The following is a 17,097-nucleotide window of genomic DNA, read 5'->3' as shown; positions in this document are numbered from 1 at the left end:
GGTTGTTCAGCTCGCGTAGAAGAAGCCCGCGCGCAGACCGAAGCGCAGGTACTCGTCGAGCCGTATGCGCAGGTTCGTCTCGCGCTGCGGCTGGAAAAGCGCATGCAACACGCCCATCTCGCCGCCGTCGTCCGCGCCCTCGCGGATCGCGGCGTCCGTGACGTGGCGCAGCTGCCCGTAGCCGGCCGTGCCGTAGCGCAGCGAGGTGAAGTGCGGCAGCACGCCCGGGTGGTCGGCGTCGGGCACGCAATGAAAGCGTCTGGGCGTGATGGCGCCCGGCGGCAGGCAGCAGAAGCGCACGCAGCCTTGCTGCCTGCGCTCCGCGATGAGGGGCGCGCGCCAGGTCTCGCCCGGCGCGCTGCCGAGGCCGGCGGTGAAGATGCAGTTGGATGCCAGCGTCAGCAGCCGGGTGTGGAGCTTGCCGACCATGGTGCATTCGGTGATCGTGAGAACGCCCCCCGGTGCCCCCGCGGCATCGGCGGCATAGGCGACGTTGTTCGCGGCGCCGGCGTCGACGATGCAGTCGCGCAGCACGACCTCCGCGTCGCCGGCGATGTGCAGCGGGCCGGTGATGCAGCGCTCCAGCGTGAGCTTCGCGAAGGGGTTCTCGATGATCAGGCTCGGCGCGCCGGGCGACGCGGCGCTGCCGTCCGGGTTCAGCGAGAGCCCGGGCACCAGCGTGCAGTCGCGCAGTACCAGCTCGCGCGGCTCGTCATCCGCCGCGTTGGCCATGCGCAATGCGCCGCCGCTGAAGACCAGGCCGTCGATCACCAGCCGTCCTCGCGCGCCGATGGCGAGCTCGATCTCTCCGGCCGCCGCGACCAGCGGCCGGGCCGGGTTGCGCGCCGCGACCACCACCGTGAGGCCCGGCGCACCGGCGGCGAGCACGCTGTCGATCTTGAAGACCGGCGTTTCGGCATAGCGCAGGCTGTCGCCGATCAGCAGCCGTCCGCCCGCCGAGAGGGCATCGAGATGCGGCTGCAGCGCGCCGCCGCCGCTGGCCGCGCGCTGGTCGGCGAGCGCGTCGCCTTCGGGCGTGCGCTCGTACTCGCCGCCGCCGATCGCGCGCGCCGAGCCGTGGTGGAAGGTCGCGAGCAGCGGACCGTCGCCGGCCGCGCCCAGCAGCACGCGCCCGCGCTCGGGGTCGAACCCGATGGTGCCCGCGGGCACGGCGCCTTCATGGTTCCAGCCGGTCACGTTGCCGCCGCTGTCGAGAATGTCGCGCAGGTCGCACACGCGCACCTGGGCTGTCGGCACGGGCACGGGCGGATGGCCGGGCCGCAGGAACAGGAGGCTCTCGCCATCGCCATAGTCATCGAGCGTCTGGTCCGGCGCCGGCACAGTGCTCGCCTGCGCGGCGCGCACCGCCAGGGCCACCCGCCGCACCGACAGCGGCTCGGGCACGTTGATCGGCTCGGCGAGATGGCTGATGTCCTGTTCGGTCCGGGCGTGGCGGAAGAGCTGCAGGTCGGCCCCCAGCGGGTTCACGCGGTACTTGCGCCCGCTGGCGTCCCCGGGGTCGGGCGTGAGCGGGATGTTGCTCAGGCGCAGCGACAGCAGCCGCCACAGGAAGATGCCGATGTTCGGAATGTTGTAGCGCCCGGAGCCGCCCTCCGGCCGCCGCATCTCCGCGGTGTGCGCGACACCGTTGAAGGCGCCGTCCACCTCGAACATGGCGCGCGTGTCGCGCAGGTCCGCCGTGGCCGGCGCGTAAAGGCGGATGTGCTTCATGTATTGCGTGGCCGCCAATTGCTCGAAGAACTCGACCGCGTGCGACGGCCAGTCGGTGACGTCGCTCGCCAATTGCTCCAGCATCAGCGCCGTGCCCTTGCGGCGCCGGTAGCCGATGGTGTTGGCGACCTCCGGCCGTGGCGATGCGATCTTCGGCGCCACGCCGTGCAGCGGGCGATAGCCGATGAGATCCCCGATGTAAGGCGAGACCCAGTCGGCGCAGGTCTCGATGAACTGGTCGTCGTAGAGCTGCTCCAGGTTCTCTTCCAGCGCCGCGAACTCCTGCGCGAAGGCCGCCAGCAGGGCGCGCAGCGGCTCGCCCTGCTCGAAGTCGCGGATGCGATAGATCGCGGGCAGCAGCGTGTAGAGGCGGTCCGCACCGAGGCTCATGGCATCTCCTCCAGCTGGTCGAAGGGCGCGGCGTGGAGCGTGAGCAGCTCGGCGGGAAGCGCCACGCCGTTCATGGTCCGCATCCGCGAAGCCAGCAGGCGCACCTGCACGGAAGGCACGGTCTGTGACTGCGGCCGGGTGCCGCCGTAGAGGCGCGTGATGTCGACGGCCACCACGCCGGGCACGGCCTGCGCCACGGCGATCACTTCCGACTGCTGCACCGGCTGGCCCAGCGCGCGCGCGTCGAAGCCGTAGCGCGCGCGCAGGGCCGCCTCCACGGCGGCGAGCACGGTCCCGATCTCCCAGTCGGGGTCGCGCCTGACCTTGATGCCCAGGCGGAAGGAACTCGCCTGGAAAGCCATCAGCCGCACCGCGACGTGCGGGTCGCCGCTCGCCTTGAGCGCGCCGAGCAGGTTGATCCACACCGGGTTCGCCGGGCTCAGCGAAGCGCCGCCGGGCCCGGCGATGGTGATCGCGACGCTCGGTCCGCCGCGCAGCTGGAGCACCTGCGCCTGCGCCTTCGCGATGCCGCTGAACGCGCGCGCGAAGTCCTCGTAGTCGAGCACCGAAACCGCCCGGCCGAGCGTGCGCGTGGTCAGTGGGATGCTCTGCCGCGCGGCATCGACGGCTTCGGGGTCGGTGCCGCCGACGGCGGGGACCGGATTGGCCACGCTCTTCAGGCCCAGCGGCCGGCTCATCAGCTGCGTGAGCTTGTCCGCCGCGACGTTGCCCTCCGCGCCCAGCCCCTTGCGGTAGGCGGCGCGCACATTGTTCGAGCGGCTGGGCAGGCGCGCGCCGCGCACGCCGTCGCCGAACTGCACAAAGGCGCGGCCCTGTTCGTCGGTGGCCAGGCTGTAGGCGCGCTCGTTGGGGCCGGCGCCATGGAGCGTCGGGCGCTCGGTCCATGCGATGTCGCCGATGCGCACGCCGAGTTCCGGCGCGGCGCCGAGCTCGTTGGCGGCGGCGCGCCAGGTCAGCGGCAATTGCTTCAGCTCGAAGCGCTGGAAGGGAATGCTCGCGTTGCCCGAGCCCAGGATCTGCGAGACCGATTCGCCGTGCGAGGCGAGCGCCACGTTGGCATGCACCACCACGCTGGCGCGCCGCAGCGCGGCGGCCAGCGGCGGCGCGATCTCCAGCGTGCAGCGCAGGGCGTCGACCGGGTGCGCCGCGACCAGCGTGGCCTGTACCACCGTCGACGTGCCGTCGCCGGCGAGCAGGCCGCGGATCAGCAGCCGACGCCCCGGCAGCAAGCCGTCGGCGCTCGCCGCCACGGGAACGAGATTGCCGCTCACGTCGGCGTCCACCGGATAGTTCGCGAGCGCCAGTGCCTCGGACTGCGCGAAGACCGCCGTCTCGCGCACGTGCTTGCGAAACTGCGCTTCGTAGTTCGCGCCGACCAGCCGAAGCCGCGTGACCTTGCCCGAGAGCGCGAACTCGGCGCGCGAAACCTCGGCCACGTTGTCCACCTTGTAGAGTTCGACGTAGGTGTCCGGCGGCGCGGGTTCGCTCTGGTAGTTGAAGCCGCCCTTGGCCAGGATCGCATAGCTGCCGTTGCCCACCTCGGCGTAGACCGCGTCCAGGTCGACCACGCCGCTCGAAGCCTGCCGCGACAGCACGAAATCGGGCCACTCGTCGGGCGAATTCTTGCCGCCCGGGTATTCGCTGCGGAAGACGGAGGACATGCTCTTCCACATCGGCGCGTTGTGGCCGAAGGCCGAGGCGCGCTTGCGCAGCACGTGCACCTGCGGACTCTGCGCCGCCGGGTCCATGAAGGGAGAGATCGAGCCCAGTCCGCGCTTCCAGCGCACCAGCGTGCGGTCGGCGTCGGACTGCAGCTCCACGCTGTCGATGACGCGGAAGTCCCAGTTGTTGCTGTTCTCGTTGTGGATGAACTCCTCGCCGACGATGACCAGCGCGTCGCCCGCCTTCAGGTTGTTGCGCACGCCGGCGAGATAGGTGAAGGTGTCGTCGCGCACGGGCAGGCGGGTCTCGCTCATCCAGGAGCGCATCGCGTTCCAGGCGGCACGCGCGTCCGCCAGCGGCTCGACGGTCTCGAAGGTCTGCGGCTTCTCGCCGGGGCCCGGTACGCTCTGCACCTTGAGGCCGGCATCGAGGGAGAGGCTGGCCGGCACGCCGGTGACGAAATTGCCCGGCTCCGGCGCGAGCTGGGCCGGCGGGACCGGCGGCGTGTCCAGCGCGAACGCCAGCCAGGTCTCGGCAGCCACGCCCGGCCGCAAGCGATAGCCGACCAGCTTGCCCAGCTCCTGCAGCGAGACGCGCTCGGTGGCGGTCCGCAGGAAGGACTCGTTGGCGATGCGCTCCTGGTAGAAGCACAGCACATCGGCCGAGCAGGCGAAGGCGTCGATGAGGCCGATGGAGAAGTCGTCGTCCTCGCGCGTGCGAAGACGGGCGAGCGGCGCGAAGGCGGAGGACGAGAGCGCGGCGTGCAGGCTCGCGCGGAAGCGCGCGTAGTCGCCGATGCGGTAGCCGATGCTCGAGAGGCCGGGGCGGTTGCCCAGGCCCTGCGGCGTCTGCGCGGCGATGCCGTCGCAGCAGCCGCAGGCCTCGCTGTCCGGCGGCAGCGGCGGCACGTGCGGCTTGAGATCCGGCGTGGGTGCACTCATTTGCCGCCTCCCGCATCGATGGTCAGCCGCCCGCGCTCGGGGAAGCTGGGGTTGTTGGCGAGTTGCGCGATCTCCAGCGCACCGATGGCGATCACGCCCTGCTCGAGCGAGGTCGCGTTCGTGATGCCCATGCGCTCGAAGCTGTCCGCGCGCACTGAGTCCACGCCTTCCACCGACTGCGCCGCGGCGATCACGCGGCTGAGGTACACCGGTTGGCCGAAAGTGAAGTTGTCCGGATGGAAGAAGCCCAGCGTGCCGTCCGCAAGCACCCGGCTCGACAGCACGTCCCGCACGCCCTGCACCACGTCGGCGCGGAAGTAGCCGGCGCTCACGCAGATGTGCAGGGCGACATCGAGCGGCACATAGCGCGGCGCGCTGACGTCGAGGTCGTAGCCGGCCATGCGGAAGCGCTCCATGAAGCGGCGCAGGCGTGTGGTGAACAGAGCATCGATGGCGCCGCCGCCGAAGCGGTCGGGTGTGAGGAACACGGTGTGCCAGCTGCCGGTCCAGCGGAAGGTGGCGGCGGCACGCTGCACCTCGGGCCGGCGCTCGGCGACCGCCGCGTAGTCCGCCGGCGTGACGGCGCGCTCCTGCGTGCGGAAGGCCTGCGGCGCATCGCGCCGGGCCGCCTCGACGTCCTCGGGGTCGATGCCGCCCGCGGCGGGCATCGGGTTGGCGACCTGGCCGAACACGCCGCCGGCCGCGCTCACGATGTGCGCGATGGCCTCCGCGCCGACGTTGCCCTGGGTGCCGTTGCCCACGCGGTAGGTGGCGATGAAGTGGGTGTCGGTGTCGGGGCGCTTGCCCTGCGCATCGTCGCCGAAGCGCAGGCGCGCGCGCCCGTCGTCATCGACTTCCACCACGAAATCGGTGGCGTCCGCCGCGCTGGAAAGAAGGTCGCGGCGCGGCGTCCACGAATCGCCGGGCGGGTTGATCGTGCCGACCAGCGAGCTGATGCGGGGCGTGGCTTCGCGCGGGTCGATGGCCAGCAGCGAACTGGCCGGCCACCACGCCTCGTCGGCGCTGATCGGCACGGCGAGCAGGTCGGCGATGTCGAACCCGTGCGCCAGCGGCGCCTGCGACAGGGCGGGGCGAAAGCGCGGCGGCACGACGATGGGCTCGGGCTTCTCGCAGGAGCCGCTCGGGGCCGCGCTGGCGAGCCGAAGCGTGGAGGCAGGCACCGCGCCCAGGTCCTCGCCCGCCACCGTCATCCCGTGATCGGCGAGCACGATGTTGCCGAGCGCGACGCTCAGCTCCAGGCCGGGCCGCGCGGTCACCGAAAGGCACAGCGGGAAGGGCAGCGCATCGGCGGCGTCCCAGGCGATCTCGGTCACGTCCAGGGGCGCGTCGACCGGTGTCGGGTCGAAGAGGCGGCCGGAAGGGTCGCTGGCGAGCGTGCATTCGGTCAGGCGCACGGCCCAGCGGTGGGTGCGGTCCGCATCCTCGGGCTGGAAGGTGGTGGGGCTGCGCACTTCCTGCAGCACGAGGAGGTCGCCCACGCGCAGCGCCTCGGCATGGCCGCGCAGGGTGGCGCGCACGCTGCCGCGCGGCAGGCAGCAGCCCTCATCGCCCCAGGTGTGGAAGGAGAGCTGGTTGAGCCGCTCGTCGAGCAGGGCGTCGTGCCCGGTCTCGAAGACCTGGGCGCCGGTGGCCAGCGCGGCGCTCAGTGCATCGCCGCCGGGCGCGATCACCGTGGGTGCGCGCGGCACGCGCGTGAGCAGCGGCGTGCGGCGTGCCAGCGCGATGCCCTGTCCGGCGACCTCGAAGTGCACGAAGGCACGCGCATTGCAGCCTTCGTGGAGGAAATAGTCGACCAGCCGCGCGTGGCGCCGCACCGACACGCGCTGCCGGGCGGTCGACAGGTAGGCCTCGTTGGCGATCGCATCCTGCCGGTACGACAGGTTGTCGGCGGTATAGGCCAGCAGCTCGACCAGGGCCACGCCCATGTCGGCGGCCGAACGCTCGGTCCAGCCCGGCACCTGCAGGTTCAGGCGGTCGAGCATCAGGCGGCGGAAGCCCTGGTAGTCCTTGGCGAGATAGTCGATCTCGGGCGTGTCGCCGGCGACCGGGGGGCAGGGCTGCGGCTGCGCGCAGTCGAAGTCCGAAGGGCATTCGACCTTGAAGGAGAACGCGATGCGCGACAGCAGCGGGTCGAAATCGGCGGGCGGGTCATTGCTGCCCGAGTTCGCGACGATCGAGAACACATAGCGCGAGAAGTCGCCGCCGCCATCGGTGCGGACCACGAGCGTGCGCGGCAGGTCGTCCACCGTGTCGGCCAGGCCGGGCTCGGCCACCGGCGGCAGCGCATCGGCGCCGGCACACCAGACAATGCCGACGGTGCGGATGCGTTCCCCGCCATCGATGCGCAGGTTGTCGGGCGTGAGCGTGAAGCCGGGCCGCAGCAGGCGCACGAAGAGGGTCTGCTGGCGCGGCACGCCGGGCGGCGCGGCGCGGTCGAGCACCTCGATGAACTCGATGGCGTTGGCCGATCCGCTCGTCTGCAGCACTTCCAGCCGCCGCGTCTCGCAGCAATGAAAGAGGGTCATGCGCCGCTCCCGGGTACCGCAAAGCTCTCGGCATGCGTGCTGCGGTCCAGCAGCACGACATAGCGCACATCCACCCGCAGGGCCGCATCGTCATTGACGACCTGCACCGACTGCACGGCGATCAGGTGCGACAGGTTCTGCTGCAGCGCGCCCTGCACCAGCATCTGCGTGGTCGCGGCCAGCGTGCTGCTGTTGGGTTCGAACACCAGGGCGAGCAGGCCGCTGCCGAAGTCGGGGCGCATCACGCGCTCGCCCGGGGCGGTGAAGAGCACCTGCTCGATCAGGTCGCGGATGTGGTCGTCGCGCCCGGTCGTGGCGCTGCGGCCGAGGCCGTCGAAGCGGTAGGGGAAGTCGGGTTCGCTCATGGCATGCGTCCTCCGGCTCAGCTCGCGAGCACCCGTGTCTGGGCCATCACCGGCATCAGCGGCGTGCCGGTGGGCACGCACACGGACTGGCCCGCCATCGTCAGCACCGGCGCGCCGCCGGCGAGCACGCGCAGGGCCCCGAGCACCCACTGTGCCGTCGCGCACGGCGGCGCGCCGCTGCTGGTGAGGCCGCAGGCGGCGACAACGTAGGGGCTGGTGAGCGTGACGACCGGCTGGCCGCCCAGCGTCACGCGCGCGAAGGGCGTCATCGGCATGGCCTGGCCCGCATGCGCGCACATCACCGTGGCGCCGAGGTGGAGGACAGGGGCGGGCATGCGCGTGCTCCTAGATGACGGTGAGGGCGCCGAGGTTGACGTCCACCGTCGGCCCGGTCATGTTGATCACGGCGCCCTTGCCGTTGGAGATGACGATGCCCACGTCGCTCACCGAGATCATGGCGCCGCTGGTGGTCTGGATCTGGATGCCGCCGGTGGGGCCGGGCACGTCGCTGATCACCAGGCCGTTCTTCAGCGGCGTCTGCAGCGTGAAGCCGGTGACGCCCGGCGGCACCGCGTGCGCCAGCACCGGCACCTCGGCCGCGGAGCCCCAGTAGCCGCCGACCCAGATGGGGTAGTCCGGGTCGCCGCGCTCGAACTCGATCCACACGCCGGCGCCGATCATCGGCACGGTGAAGAAGCCGGTGTTGATGCCCGCGGCCGGCACGCAGGGCATCGCCCAGGTGCCGGGGATGAAGCCGGCGAGGTCCGGCACCATGGCCTGCAGGCGGCCGATCTGCAGCGGGTCGACGTTGTTGACGACCGTGCCGCGGTACTTGCCGAACAGGGGCGAACTCATACGGGCACCGTCGGGAAGGTGGAGACGAGGCCGTTGCGCGCCAGCGAGAAGCCCTGCTTGTAGCTCCCGCGCTCGATCTCGTGCGTGACGCTCTTCACGTAGTAGAGGCCGTCGAAGGGCAGGCCCGCGCCGCGCACGCCCACGAGCTGCCGCGACTTCAGCAGCCGCCCGTATTTCGCGACATCCAGCCGGCCGGTGCCGAACACCGAGTCGCTGTTCTGGCTGGCATAGGCGAGCCCCGCCATCAGCGCCTCGGGCGCGGACAGGTGCGAGGTGTCGTCGAGCTTCACGATCTTCGGCGGCAGCGGCGGCACCAGGCCGAGCGGCGGATTCATCGGCGTGATGTCGGGGATCGGCAGGCCGATCGGCGCCTTGCTGATCGGCTCCTGGAAGAACACGATGGGCATCGTCTTGCGTTCCTTGTCGAAGTTGAAGGAGAGCTGCTCGACATTGCTCAGCGCGTCCATGCCGGTGGTGAGGGCCGGTTGCGGCTCGCCGACGCGGATCTCGGGGCCCCAGTAGGCCTTGGAGGTGCCGGGCGCCGGGCCGGGCTCGAGGTAGAACACATAGCCCGCCTGGCCGGCCAGCTTCTTCACGTAGGCATAGTCGCTGCCGCGCTGCTGCGGTATCTGCTGCACCGGCAGCGGCGGGATGTCGAGGATGCTGGGAATCACCATCGGGATCACGCCGAGGGCGGCGTACTTGGCCAGCACCAGCAGCACGCGCGCCGAGGGCGGCATGGCGGGGAAGGGGATGCCGGGCAGCTCGATGATGTCCATCAGGGCCGACAGGTCCTTGCCCTTGACGACCAGCTTGCCGACGCCGCCTTCTCCGGGCTGCGTCTCGACGTGGGTCATGACGCCGTCGATGATCGATTGGGCGCTGCCGTTGATCGCGACCACCAGCACCACGCGCATCAGCGGCACGCCGCCGCCGCCGGTCAGCAGGAACAAGGTACGCAGCGGTGAACGGATCGGCAGCTCGAAGCTCAGTTCGAAGCCGCTCTGCGTCTCGCCGGAGCCGCTTTCGACCTTCACGTGCACCAGCGCCTCCACGACTTCGCGCGGCGCCGGGATGGGCACCGGGCCGATGAGGAGCGAGAGCTGGACGGCGCCTGGCATGGTGGATGTCTTCGCGGGTTCACAGGCCCACGGGCTGCGGAATGCGCACCCGCGCGCCGGGCGTGTCGGTGAGCTCGAAGGGGTCGGTCACGGCGTTCGCATCCGCCAGGCGCCAGTAGAGCTCGGGGTCGCCGAGCGCCTGCGCGGCGAGCAGCTCGGGCCGTTCGCCGCTCGTGACCACATGCTCGGCGGCGATGGCGATGTCCCTGCGCTGCGGGATGAAGCGGCGCAGCACATAGGGCACGCCGGGGTCGTCGGCCGAGCGCGCGAGCAGGCCCAGAGGCACGCCGGAATAGCGGCTGTTCGGCCCGAAGGGGTCGGCCGGAATGGCGCCGGCTTCGATCAGCAACTGGACGGGATCGGTGGTCATGCGGGCTCTCTTGTCATGGCAGGTTGCCGATGCCCAGCGAGGCGAGCGAGGCGCCGCCGGCCCGCGCCGCGAGCGCCTCGCGCGCGCGCAGGTGGCTCAGGAACAGCGTGCCGCCCTTGTGCGCGAAGCCGAAGTCGTCGGTGCTCATCACGCGCAGGCCGAGCGAGACCTTGGCGCGCAGCGGGTTGAGCGCGGGGTCGAAGGCTTCCTCGGTGACGGAGAGGTCGGTCACGCGCACCGGCACCACCAGGCTCTTGCTCCAGATGAAGAGCACCAGGGGCGCCTCGGCCGGCAGGATCTCCAGCGTGCCGTTCGCGCTCTGCGCGGCCACCGACAGCAGTTCCTCGACGCTGGGGTTGACCAGCGCCTCGAGCACGGCCAGTTGCGGCGCGATGCCGAAGGCGACGGTGTTCGCGTTGTTGTCCGGAAACTCCAGCTGGTCGGTGGCGTCGATCTCGACCTCGACCTTGATCGACTCGATCGCCGGGCCCTTCAGCCGGAAGGGCTGCGCGCGTTCGCCGCCGCCGTCGCCGCCCACGCCCTGCACCTGGAAGCTGCGGCTGAGGCTGTCGGGGTTGTACTGCAGCACGATGGTGCGCTGCACGGCGCCGCCGCCGCGCGCGAGCACGACGAGGCCGCCCTTGATCAGCTTGGGGGAGGTGCTCAGGCTCATGGTCGGGTGCCGCCTTCAGAAGATGTCCGACAGGGTGTCGGCCACCTCGTCGACCAGGGCCGCGACGTCGGAGGCTCCCGCGGCCGAGGTGGCCCAGGCCGGGCATGCGGTGCCGACGCACATCGGCACCTCGTCCGACAGGTCGCGGATGCTGTCGAAGACCGCGTCGTCGAACACCTTGACGCAGCCGCTGGTCATGGCGACGGAATGGTCGCCGCCATGGATGTAGAAGCCGTTGCGCGTCACCGTGCCGCCGCCCGGCTTCGCCACAGTGGCCGAGCCTTCGATCTTCAGCCGGCGCGAGCCCCAGCAGGACCGGGGCGTGTAGCAGGTGGCGCCGGCGCCGAAGCCGGCCGAACAGTCCAGCGTGCAGTAGTGGTTGGGCTTGGCGCACTTCTGCGGATCGTCGCTGGTGATTTCCTGGTAGCCCGTGTCCAGCGGCCCCGCGCTGCAGACGCCGCCCTGCGGCTTCGTCACTGTCGGACCGGTCCGCTTCGGGTGAAGGGCGTAGCTTCCGGTGGGGATGGGGCCCACGCCCTTTTCCCATTCGTGGTCGCTGTGGCCCGAGACGGCCCGGGTCCGGTAGGTGACCGCCCCGGCCTTGATGACATAGAGCGTGCCGCTCTGCCCGCCGGAGTAGACGACGATGTCGCGAGGCTTGACCGCCTTCTTGCGGTCCTTCGGGCGGCGGGCGACGACCTTCAGGGGCGCGGCCAGCGGCGCGGCTTCGGCACGGACGGTCATGGCGGGGTTCCCCCCTTCGGTGCCGGCGCCGACTTGGGCGGCGGGCCGCCTTCGACGCGAATGACCTTGCAGTCGCCGCTGTCCGTCGGCTCGAAGCTCTTGCCGGCCGCCTTGGCGGCCGGGACCGACTCCCGCGAGACGGCGCTGTAGCAGCGCGAGCGGCCGTCCTGCCACTGCTCTGTGAGTTCGCTGTTCACCCACAAGGCGACGAGCTTGCCCTCGGCGCGGAAGTAGGCGTCCTCGGAGGGGTCGATGATGCAGTTCTTCGCGCCCTTGAACGAATCGACCAGCATCTTCATGCCGAGCGCGAATTCCGCCGCGTCGTCCTTGCCCAGGTCGCTGCGCTTGCGCACCATCTTGCCCCTGTGAAGCCGGATGGGCCCGTTGGCCTGGTTGATCATGAAGCAGTTGCTGCCGATGGCGGTCTTTGCGCCGACCGCGCTGCGGATGGCATCCATCGCGCCCGGCGTCGCGCCGAGCGAGCAGCCGCGAAAGTCGATCGCCGCCGGCGCGAGGTTCGCGGGAATGGCGCCCTTGATCGCCTCCGCCACCTTCTCCGGTCGAACGAAGGTGGTCGTGTTGCCCCGCTCGAATCCGAGGTCACCGCTCGCCAGCGAGTGCGACATGACGAAGAGCGTCTTGAAGGGGGCCTGGACGCGGCCGAGTTCGGCGGCGAGTTCGTCCACGCTGGACACCTTCAGCACGATGGCCCCGGGGGCGATCGTGAGCGCTTCGGAGATGGACTTCTCGTCCATCAGCAGCACGACATCGGCCGGCACCTTCGGGTCTCCCAGCTTGGCGGGCGCGGGCTTCTTCTTCGAGTCGCCCTTGGCGGGCTCGCGCTGAAGGCTGGCGGCCGGGGCCAAGGGTGTGGGCATGCGCGGCGCGGGCATGCCGGCGACGACTCGGTCGGCGGTGCGGTCGGCCTCGTGCTCCAGGGGGCTGTCGGCCGGCGATACCGTCAACGATGCGCCGGGCGGCGGGTCCGCCGCCTGGCTTTGCTGGACAGTGTGCGTGAGTTCGTGCGCCAGCAGATGCCGGCCTTCGGCGCTGTGCGGGCTGTAGCCGCCGGCGCCGAAGTGCACATGCTGGCCGACGGTGAAAGCCTTGGCTCCCACGCGTTCGGCCGCGGCGTGGCTGCGGGCATCGTCATGCAGGCGGACGTTGCCGAAGTCCCTGCCGTAGAGCGGTTCGAGGGCGCTGCGCAGCGCGGCGTCCATGGCCGTGCCGCCCTGCTGCGTCGACGCGAGGTCCGGCGCGGCGGACTCGGTGGGGCGCTGGGCGGCGCCTTCGCCATTCGCCTTGCGCTGGAGATCCTTCTTCTTGCAGGCCTCGCAGTCGCCGCCGCGCGCGCTGCAACTGCAGACGCGCTGCAGCGTGCGGGCGCCGGCGAGGTAGGTGCCCGCTGGCGCGAGCGCGTGTGCGTGGGTGCGGGTGTCGCTCATGGCAGATGGCCTTTGCGCGCGAGCTGCGCGTGCAGCGCAGCGGCGACCGCATGCGCCGGCGTCGGGCGCGCGGGGCTGTGCGGGTCGCCCAGGGCGGCCTGCACGGCGGCGGCGAAGCGGGTCGACGACGGCCTGCCGGTGCCGGCCGCGGCGGCGTCGATCACCAGATGCCGGATGTGGATCTGGAGCGTGCGCGGCGCCGGGGCTGGCGCTGGACGGCGGATGTTCATGCCGCTTCTCCCGCACGCGCGGCGTGGAAGATGCGGTCCAGCTTCGCGTGTTCCGCGCGGGCGGCGCCCATGAGGGAGGCCTGGTCGATGCAGCCGCCGCCGGCGGCGGCCTTGAACGCGCCGTGGAGCGCGATGCTCCGGATATGGCCGCCGGGAAGATCCATCCGCGCCAGTGCCTTGAAGTCGATGTCGCCGAGCGGCGCGGCGGGCGGAAACTGCCGGCGCCAGATCTGTTCGCGCGCGGCCGCGTCCGGGAAGGGGAAGACCACCACGAAGCGCAGGCGGCGCAGGAAGGCGCGGTCGAGCGCGCTCTTCATGTTGGTGGTGAGGATGGCGAGCCCGCGGTACGCCTCGATGCGCTGCAGCAGGTACGCCACCTCGATGTTGGCGTAGCGGTCGTGGCTGTCCTTCACCTCGCTGCGCTTGCCGAAGAGCGCGTCCGCCTCGTCGAAGAGCAACACGGCGCCGCTGGTCTCGGCGGCGTCGAAGAGCCGCTTCAGGTTCTTCTCGGTTTCGCCGATGTATTTGCTCACGAGCGTGGCGAGGTCGACGTGGTAGAGGTCGAGCGCGACCTCGTTGGCGATGGCCTCGGCCGCCAGGGTCTTGCCCGTGCCCGATTCCCCCGCGAAGAGCGCCGTGAGCCCCTGGCCGCGCGGATGCCGGTGGCCGAAGCCCCAGTCGCGGAAGACGCGCTCGCGGTGGCGGAGCTGGGCCGCGATGTCGCGCAGGGCGGCGAGTTGCGCCGGCGGCAGGACCACGTCGTCGAAGCGCGCCGGTGTGACGATGCGTCGCGCCAGGGCATCCAGCCCGCCGCGCGCCGCTTCGCGCGCCGTGTTCCACACACTGTCTTCACGCAGGGCCGGCGGCGTGGATTGCAGGCTGTCCACGAGGGTGTCGAGCGCGCCGGGGCCGAGGTGGAACTGCGCGGCCGCGCGTTCCAGCGCGGATGCGATCGCCGGATCGTTGTCGCCGCTGCTGTCTTGCCAGCGCGTGATCAAGGCGGCACGGGTGCGTGCCGCGTCCGGTGCGGGTACGTCGAAACGCAGCACGCGGCGCGGCACCGGCATCGATTCGAGGCCGGCCGCGGGCGCGCCCAGCCAGAGCAGCGGACTCTGCAACTGCTCGGCGAGGGCGAGCGCGGGCCCCTCACCGCCGGCCGCGTCGAGCCCGAGCACCGGCAACGCGCCGCCCAGCGCGACTTCGCGGTCGATGCGGCGTGCCACCATGACCTGCTCGGCGGCGTCTGTCGGCAGGTCGCGCGCATGGATCCACAGCGCGGACGAGGCCCAGCGCGCGGCGGTGCGCAGCGCGAGGTCGCGCTGGGCGCCGGCGTCGGGCGGCTCGCCGTGGAGCACCGCGATGGGCGCGCGCTCGTCCTCGTGGCCGCGCAGCGCCTGGGCCATGCGCTCGACCAGCGCGGCATCGGCGTCGTGTGCCGGGGCCGGAGGAATGGCAACGTACCGAACGGTGCCGAGCAGGCGTGCGTCGGTGGCGGGAACGCCGGTGATGAAGTGCAGGACGCGTTCGTCGATGCGCAACTCGGCCTGCGTGAGCGGCGTGTCGGGCTCGGGCTCGATCAGCTGCCAATAGCGCAGCGGCGATTGCGGCGACAGCGCGTCCCAGTGCGGCTGCGTGAGAACGGCCAGGGCCAGCGAGAAAGTCGCCCGCGAGGACGTGCCCGCGTTGCGCGATTGGACGGCCGCGCGCAGGCCCTGGTCGAGCTCGATGCCGGCGGTGAGCAGCAGCAACTCGCGCTCGAAGGGCGTCAGGCCGAAGCGCTGGGCGCAGCGCAGCAGCGCGGGCGTGAATCCGGCCTCGGCGTCGGCGTCCAGGCTGTCGCGGATGAGCGCTTCATCGGTCGTCGCGTCGATGCGCGTCCGCAGGCTCGCCATGGCCGAGACCAGCCATCGCTGGTTGCGCGCGGACCATGACTCGACCGGTGTTGCCTCGATGCGTGCGTTCATGCCGGCACCGTGATCTGTTGACTGGCGTCGAACACGGGCGCGGGCCCGCTGCGGTCGAGCAGCACGCTGTCGGTGCCGTCGATGCGCAGCCGCACCCAGTGCGCGCCGGCGGGCAGGCTGTCGGGAAAGTCGAAGACCAGCGGGTCGGTGGCATTCGTGCGCTTGTGCGCGCTGGCTTCGACGGTGTCCAGCAGCAGCCGCGCGGCCTGCTCCGGCCGCACCTGCGGGCGCGCGGCGAGGGTCAGGGTCACGCGAGGCGGCGGGCCGCCGCCTCGCGCGGCGGTGGCGGCGGGCAGGCCGAGGGGCGCGTCGGCGGTGATCACCGGCGCGGGGGCGAGCACCAGCGGGATGGCGTTCGTCTCCCGCGCATCGGCTTCGCCGCTGGGTGTGAAGCGCAGGCTCAGGGCCCATTGGCCGGCGACGAAGGTGCTCTGGGCCGGCAGGTCGTTGGGCAGGGTGATCACGATCTCGGTGCCCGCGAGGTTGGGCGGCGGCGGCGTGAACTCGATCGGCGCGGCCAGCAGCCGGTGCGCGAGCCGCACGCGGTGCCCGCTGCCGGACAGGCGCGCGCCGCTGAGGGTCACCGTGTCGCCCAGGCGGGCGCCGCTCTGCTCCAGCTGGGGCTTCGCCGTGAACAGCGTGGGCAGCGGCGGCTGCATGTCGGCGTTGACGACGACGCCGCGATCGCGGTGGGTCGTCGGGTCCACCTTGCCGCGCGAGAGCACCGGCAGCGGCGTGCGGCCGGGCTGGGTGCCCTCGATCAGCACCACCGACACCTGGTAGGCGGCCGAGGGACGGTAGTTGCTCTGGATGGCGGCCCACAGCTTCGACATCTCGTCCCCGCCCATCGCCGCCGGCGTGATTTTGATGAGCTCGACCTGGTCGGCGAGGTCTGATGCGGTGAGCGCCTGGAACGCGGGCGGCAGCATGCTCAGGTCGAGCGGGCTCGGGTCGAGGGCGCGGCGCACCGACGCGCGGTCGAACACCGGGCGCTCGTGCAGCAGGTGCATCGCGTAGCCGAGCAGGATCTCGGCCTCGAAGTCGGCGCGGCCGTAGGCGGTGAGGATGTAGTGCAGGTCGATCGCGAGCGGCGCGTTGGTGAGGCGCACGCCGCTGATCGCGCCGCGTGAGGGGAGCGCGCTGTTGCGCCAGCCGAGGTTGGGCGTGACCTGGTGCAGGAAGAGGTTCAGGCGCGGCGGGTCTTCGACGCTCTTCAGGTCGATGGTGTCGGGTGCCACCGCGCTCACCTTGACGTGGGCGCCCATCACCGCGCCGGCCTCGATGAGCCCGTTGTCGAGCAGGTTGCGAAGGACGGCACTGACGGCGCCGATGGCCAGGGGAGAACTCACGCCGCGCCTCCGTTGCGCGGCCGGTCGCGCTGGCGAAGGTAGTCGCCCAGGGGCAGCGTGGAGGCGTTGCCGCGCGGCTTGGCGGCCGGGCGCTGCGGTGTGCCGGCGGCGGGCGCGCGGACGTCGAGGCGGTCGATGGTGACCTGGATGACCGTCGGTTGCTGCTGCACTTGCCGCGCAGCTTGCCGCGGGGCGGGCAGGCGGTGCTCGACCGCGCTCTCGCGCAAGGGTGTGCGGTGAGAGGTGGCGGTCGGTGGCTGTGGACTGGCGCCGTGGATCGCGCCGGGCCTCGGCGCATCGGTGTTGCGCGCCGCGAAGGTCCGCATTGCCGCAGCGCCGTGCACGATGGGGGGCGGCTCACGGTCGCGCGAGATGTCGCGCGGCGCGCGCTCGACGCGCGGATCGGCAAGGGCTTGCACCTGCGCCGCCGCCACGGGACGATCGTCGGTCGGGTCCGAGCTTGGTTGCCGTGGTGCCGAGGGTTGTTCCTCGTGGGCCCGCGCCTGCCTCTCTCGTGGCGGCGCTTCGAAGAATTCCCCGGAGGGCGCATCCGGAGCGCGCCCCGCCGGCGCCACGGCAGCGGCATCGGTGCCGAGCTGCTGCGGCGTGGTGGCGTAGCGCGGCGCCAGCGCGGGGCGCACCCGGCTGGCTTCGCCCGCGCCGGGACGAAGGCGCTGGAGGAAGGGCATT

The 17,097-nt window shown here is 71.8% G+C and carries 15 protein-coding genes; all 15 read right to left on the bottom strand.

Going from position 1 to position 17,097, the window contains the following annotated elements; translation table 11 throughout:
• Window positions 1-6 precede the first annotated feature (6 nt).
• From AC1DNF_RS05180 to AC1DNF_RS05110, 15 genes are read right to left on the bottom strand one after another with little or no spacing between them, the layout of a single operon-like run.
• Complete coding sequence (locus AC1DNF_RS05180; RefSeq protein ID WP_478147485.1) at window positions 7-2,121, bottom strand: hypothetical protein; 2,115 nt, start codon at window positions 2,119-2,121, stop codon at window positions 7-9.
• Complete coding sequence (locus AC1DNF_RS05175; RefSeq protein WP_478147484.1) at window positions 2,118-4,745, bottom strand: putative baseplate assembly protein; 2,628 nt, start codon at window positions 4,743-4,745, stop codon at window positions 2,118-2,120. The genes AC1DNF_RS05180 and AC1DNF_RS05175 overlap by 4 nt, the downstream gene beginning before the upstream one ends.
• A complete protein-coding gene (locus AC1DNF_RS05170) occupies window positions 4,742-7,291 on the bottom strand; it encodes a putative baseplate assembly protein (protein WP_478147483.1) in 2,550 nt (849 codons plus the stop codon). The genes AC1DNF_RS05175 and AC1DNF_RS05170 overlap by 4 nt, the downstream gene beginning before the upstream one ends.
• On the bottom strand, window positions 7,288-7,656 hold the full coding sequence (locus AC1DNF_RS05165) for a GPW/gp25 family protein (protein WP_478147482.1): 369 nt from the start codon (window positions 7,654-7,656) through the stop codon (window positions 7,288-7,290). Before AC1DNF_RS05165 ends, AC1DNF_RS05170 begins: the two co-directional genes overlap by 4 nt.
• Before the next feature lie 17 nt (window positions 7,657-7,673).
• Complete coding sequence (locus AC1DNF_RS05160; RefSeq protein WP_478147481.1) at window positions 7,674-7,991, bottom strand: hypothetical protein; 318 nt, start codon at window positions 7,989-7,991, stop codon at window positions 7,674-7,676.
• A 10-nt stretch (window positions 7,992-8,001) separates the two neighbouring features.
• Window positions 8,002-8,511: a phage baseplate assembly protein V gene (locus AC1DNF_RS05155; protein WP_478147480.1), complete on the bottom strand. Its 510-nt coding sequence runs from the start codon at window positions 8,509-8,511 to the stop codon at window positions 8,002-8,004.
• Entirely contained in the window at window positions 8,508-9,632 is a 1,125-nt protein-coding gene (locus tag AC1DNF_RS05150) for a hypothetical protein (protein ID WP_478147479.1), read from the bottom strand. The genes AC1DNF_RS05155 and AC1DNF_RS05150 overlap by 4 nt, the downstream gene beginning before the upstream one ends.
• Window positions 9,633-9,651: 19 nt before the next feature.
• Window positions 9,652-10,002 (bottom strand): Base plate wedge protein 53, encoded by a 351-nt coding sequence (locus tag AC1DNF_RS05145; RefSeq protein WP_478147478.1) that lies wholly within the window; start codon window positions 10,000-10,002, stop codon window positions 9,652-9,654.
• Window positions 10,003-10,015: 13 nt separating this feature from the next.
• Window positions 10,016-10,675: a CIS tube protein gene (locus tag AC1DNF_RS05140; RefSeq protein ID WP_478147477.1), complete on the bottom strand. Its 660-nt coding sequence runs from the start codon at window positions 10,673-10,675 to the stop codon at window positions 10,016-10,018.
• Window positions 10,676-10,690: 15 nt separating this feature from the next.
• A complete protein-coding gene (locus tag AC1DNF_RS05135; protein WP_478147476.1) occupies window positions 10,691-11,419 on the bottom strand; it encodes a hypothetical protein in 729 nt (242 codons plus the stop codon).
• Window positions 11,416-12,864: an eCIS core domain-containing protein gene (locus AC1DNF_RS05130; RefSeq protein WP_478147475.1), complete on the bottom strand. Its 1,449-nt coding sequence runs from the start codon at window positions 12,862-12,864 to the stop codon at window positions 11,416-11,418. Before AC1DNF_RS05130 ends, AC1DNF_RS05135 begins: the two co-directional genes overlap by 4 nt.
• Window positions 12,861-13,094, bottom strand: a complete 234-nt coding sequence (locus tag AC1DNF_RS05125) for a hypothetical protein (RefSeq protein ID WP_478147474.1) — start codon at window positions 13,092-13,094, stop codon at window positions 12,861-12,863. The genes AC1DNF_RS05130 and AC1DNF_RS05125 overlap by 4 nt, the downstream gene beginning before the upstream one ends.
• Entirely contained in the window at window positions 13,091-15,058 is a 1,968-nt protein-coding gene (locus tag AC1DNF_RS05120) for an ATP-binding protein (protein ID WP_478147473.1), read from the bottom strand. The genes AC1DNF_RS05125 and AC1DNF_RS05120 overlap by 4 nt, the downstream gene beginning before the upstream one ends.
• The gene (locus AC1DNF_RS05115; RefSeq protein ID WP_478147472.1) at window positions 15,055-16,407 is read right to left on the bottom strand and encodes a Pvc16 family protein; all 1,353 of its coding nucleotides are present in this window, start codon (window positions 16,405-16,407) and stop codon (window positions 15,055-15,057) included. Before AC1DNF_RS05115 ends, AC1DNF_RS05120 begins: the two co-directional genes overlap by 4 nt.
• Window positions 16,404-17,096 carry a hypothetical protein gene (locus AC1DNF_RS05110; RefSeq protein ID WP_478147471.1) on the bottom strand — a complete coding sequence of 231 codons (693 nt, stop codon included), beginning with the start codon at window positions 17,094-17,096 and terminating at the stop codon, window positions 16,404-16,406. Before AC1DNF_RS05110 ends, AC1DNF_RS05115 begins: the two co-directional genes overlap by 4 nt.
• Window position 17,097 lies beyond the last annotated feature (1 nt).

This window comes from Variovorax sp. 01T432, assembly GCF_056398605.1.
This window is presented reverse-complemented; position numbering and strand designations above follow the sequence as displayed.

Coding starts and splice junctions, on each gene's coding strand:
- AC1DNF_RS05160 (WP_478147481.1), bottom strand. CDS start 7,991: ATGCCCGCCCCTGTCCTCCACCTCGGCGCCACGGTGATGTGCGCGCAT.
- AC1DNF_RS05175 (WP_478147484.1), bottom strand. CDS start 4,745: ATGAGTGCACCCACGCCGGATCTCAAGCCGCACGTGCCGCCGCTGCCG.
- AC1DNF_RS05155 (WP_478147480.1), bottom strand. CDS start 8,511: ATGAGTTCGCCCCTGTTCGGCAAGTACCGCGGCACGGTCGTCAACAAC.
- AC1DNF_RS05135 (WP_478147476.1), bottom strand. CDS start 11,419: ATGACCGTCCGTGCCGAAGCCGCGCCGCTGGCCGCGCCCCTGAAGGTC.
- AC1DNF_RS05120 (WP_478147473.1), bottom strand. CDS start 15,058: ATGAACGCACGCATCGAGGCAACACCGGTCGAGTCATGGTCCGCGCGC.
- AC1DNF_RS05180 (WP_478147485.1), bottom strand. CDS start 2,121: ATGAGCCTCGGTGCGGACCGCCTCTACACGCTGCTGCCCGCGATCTAT.
- AC1DNF_RS05145 (WP_478147478.1), bottom strand. CDS start 10,002: ATGACCACCGATCCCGTCCAGTTGCTGATCGAAGCCGGCGCCATTCCG.
- AC1DNF_RS05140 (WP_478147477.1), bottom strand. CDS start 10,675: ATGAGCCTGAGCACCTCCCCCAAGCTGATCAAGGGCGGCCTCGTCGTG.
- AC1DNF_RS05165 (WP_478147482.1), bottom strand. CDS start 7,656: ATGAGCGAACCCGACTTCCCCTACCGCTTCGACGGCCTCGGCCGCAGC.
- AC1DNF_RS05170 (WP_478147483.1), bottom strand. CDS start 7,291: ATGACCCTCTTTCATTGCTGCGAGACGCGGCGGCTGGAAGTGCTGCAG.
- AC1DNF_RS05125 (WP_478147474.1), bottom strand. CDS start 13,094: ATGAACATCCGCCGTCCAGCGCCAGCCCCGGCGCCGCGCACGCTCCAG.
- AC1DNF_RS05150 (WP_478147479.1), bottom strand. CDS start 9,632: ATGCCAGGCGCCGTCCAGCTCTCGCTCCTCATCGGCCCGGTGCCCATC.
- AC1DNF_RS05110 (WP_478147471.1), bottom strand. CDS start 17,096: ATGCCCTTCCTCCAGCGCCTTCGTCCCGGCGCGGGCGAAGCCAGCCGG.
- AC1DNF_RS05130 (WP_478147475.1), bottom strand. CDS start 12,864: ATGAGCGACACCCGCACCCACGCACACGCGCTCGCGCCAGCGGGCACC.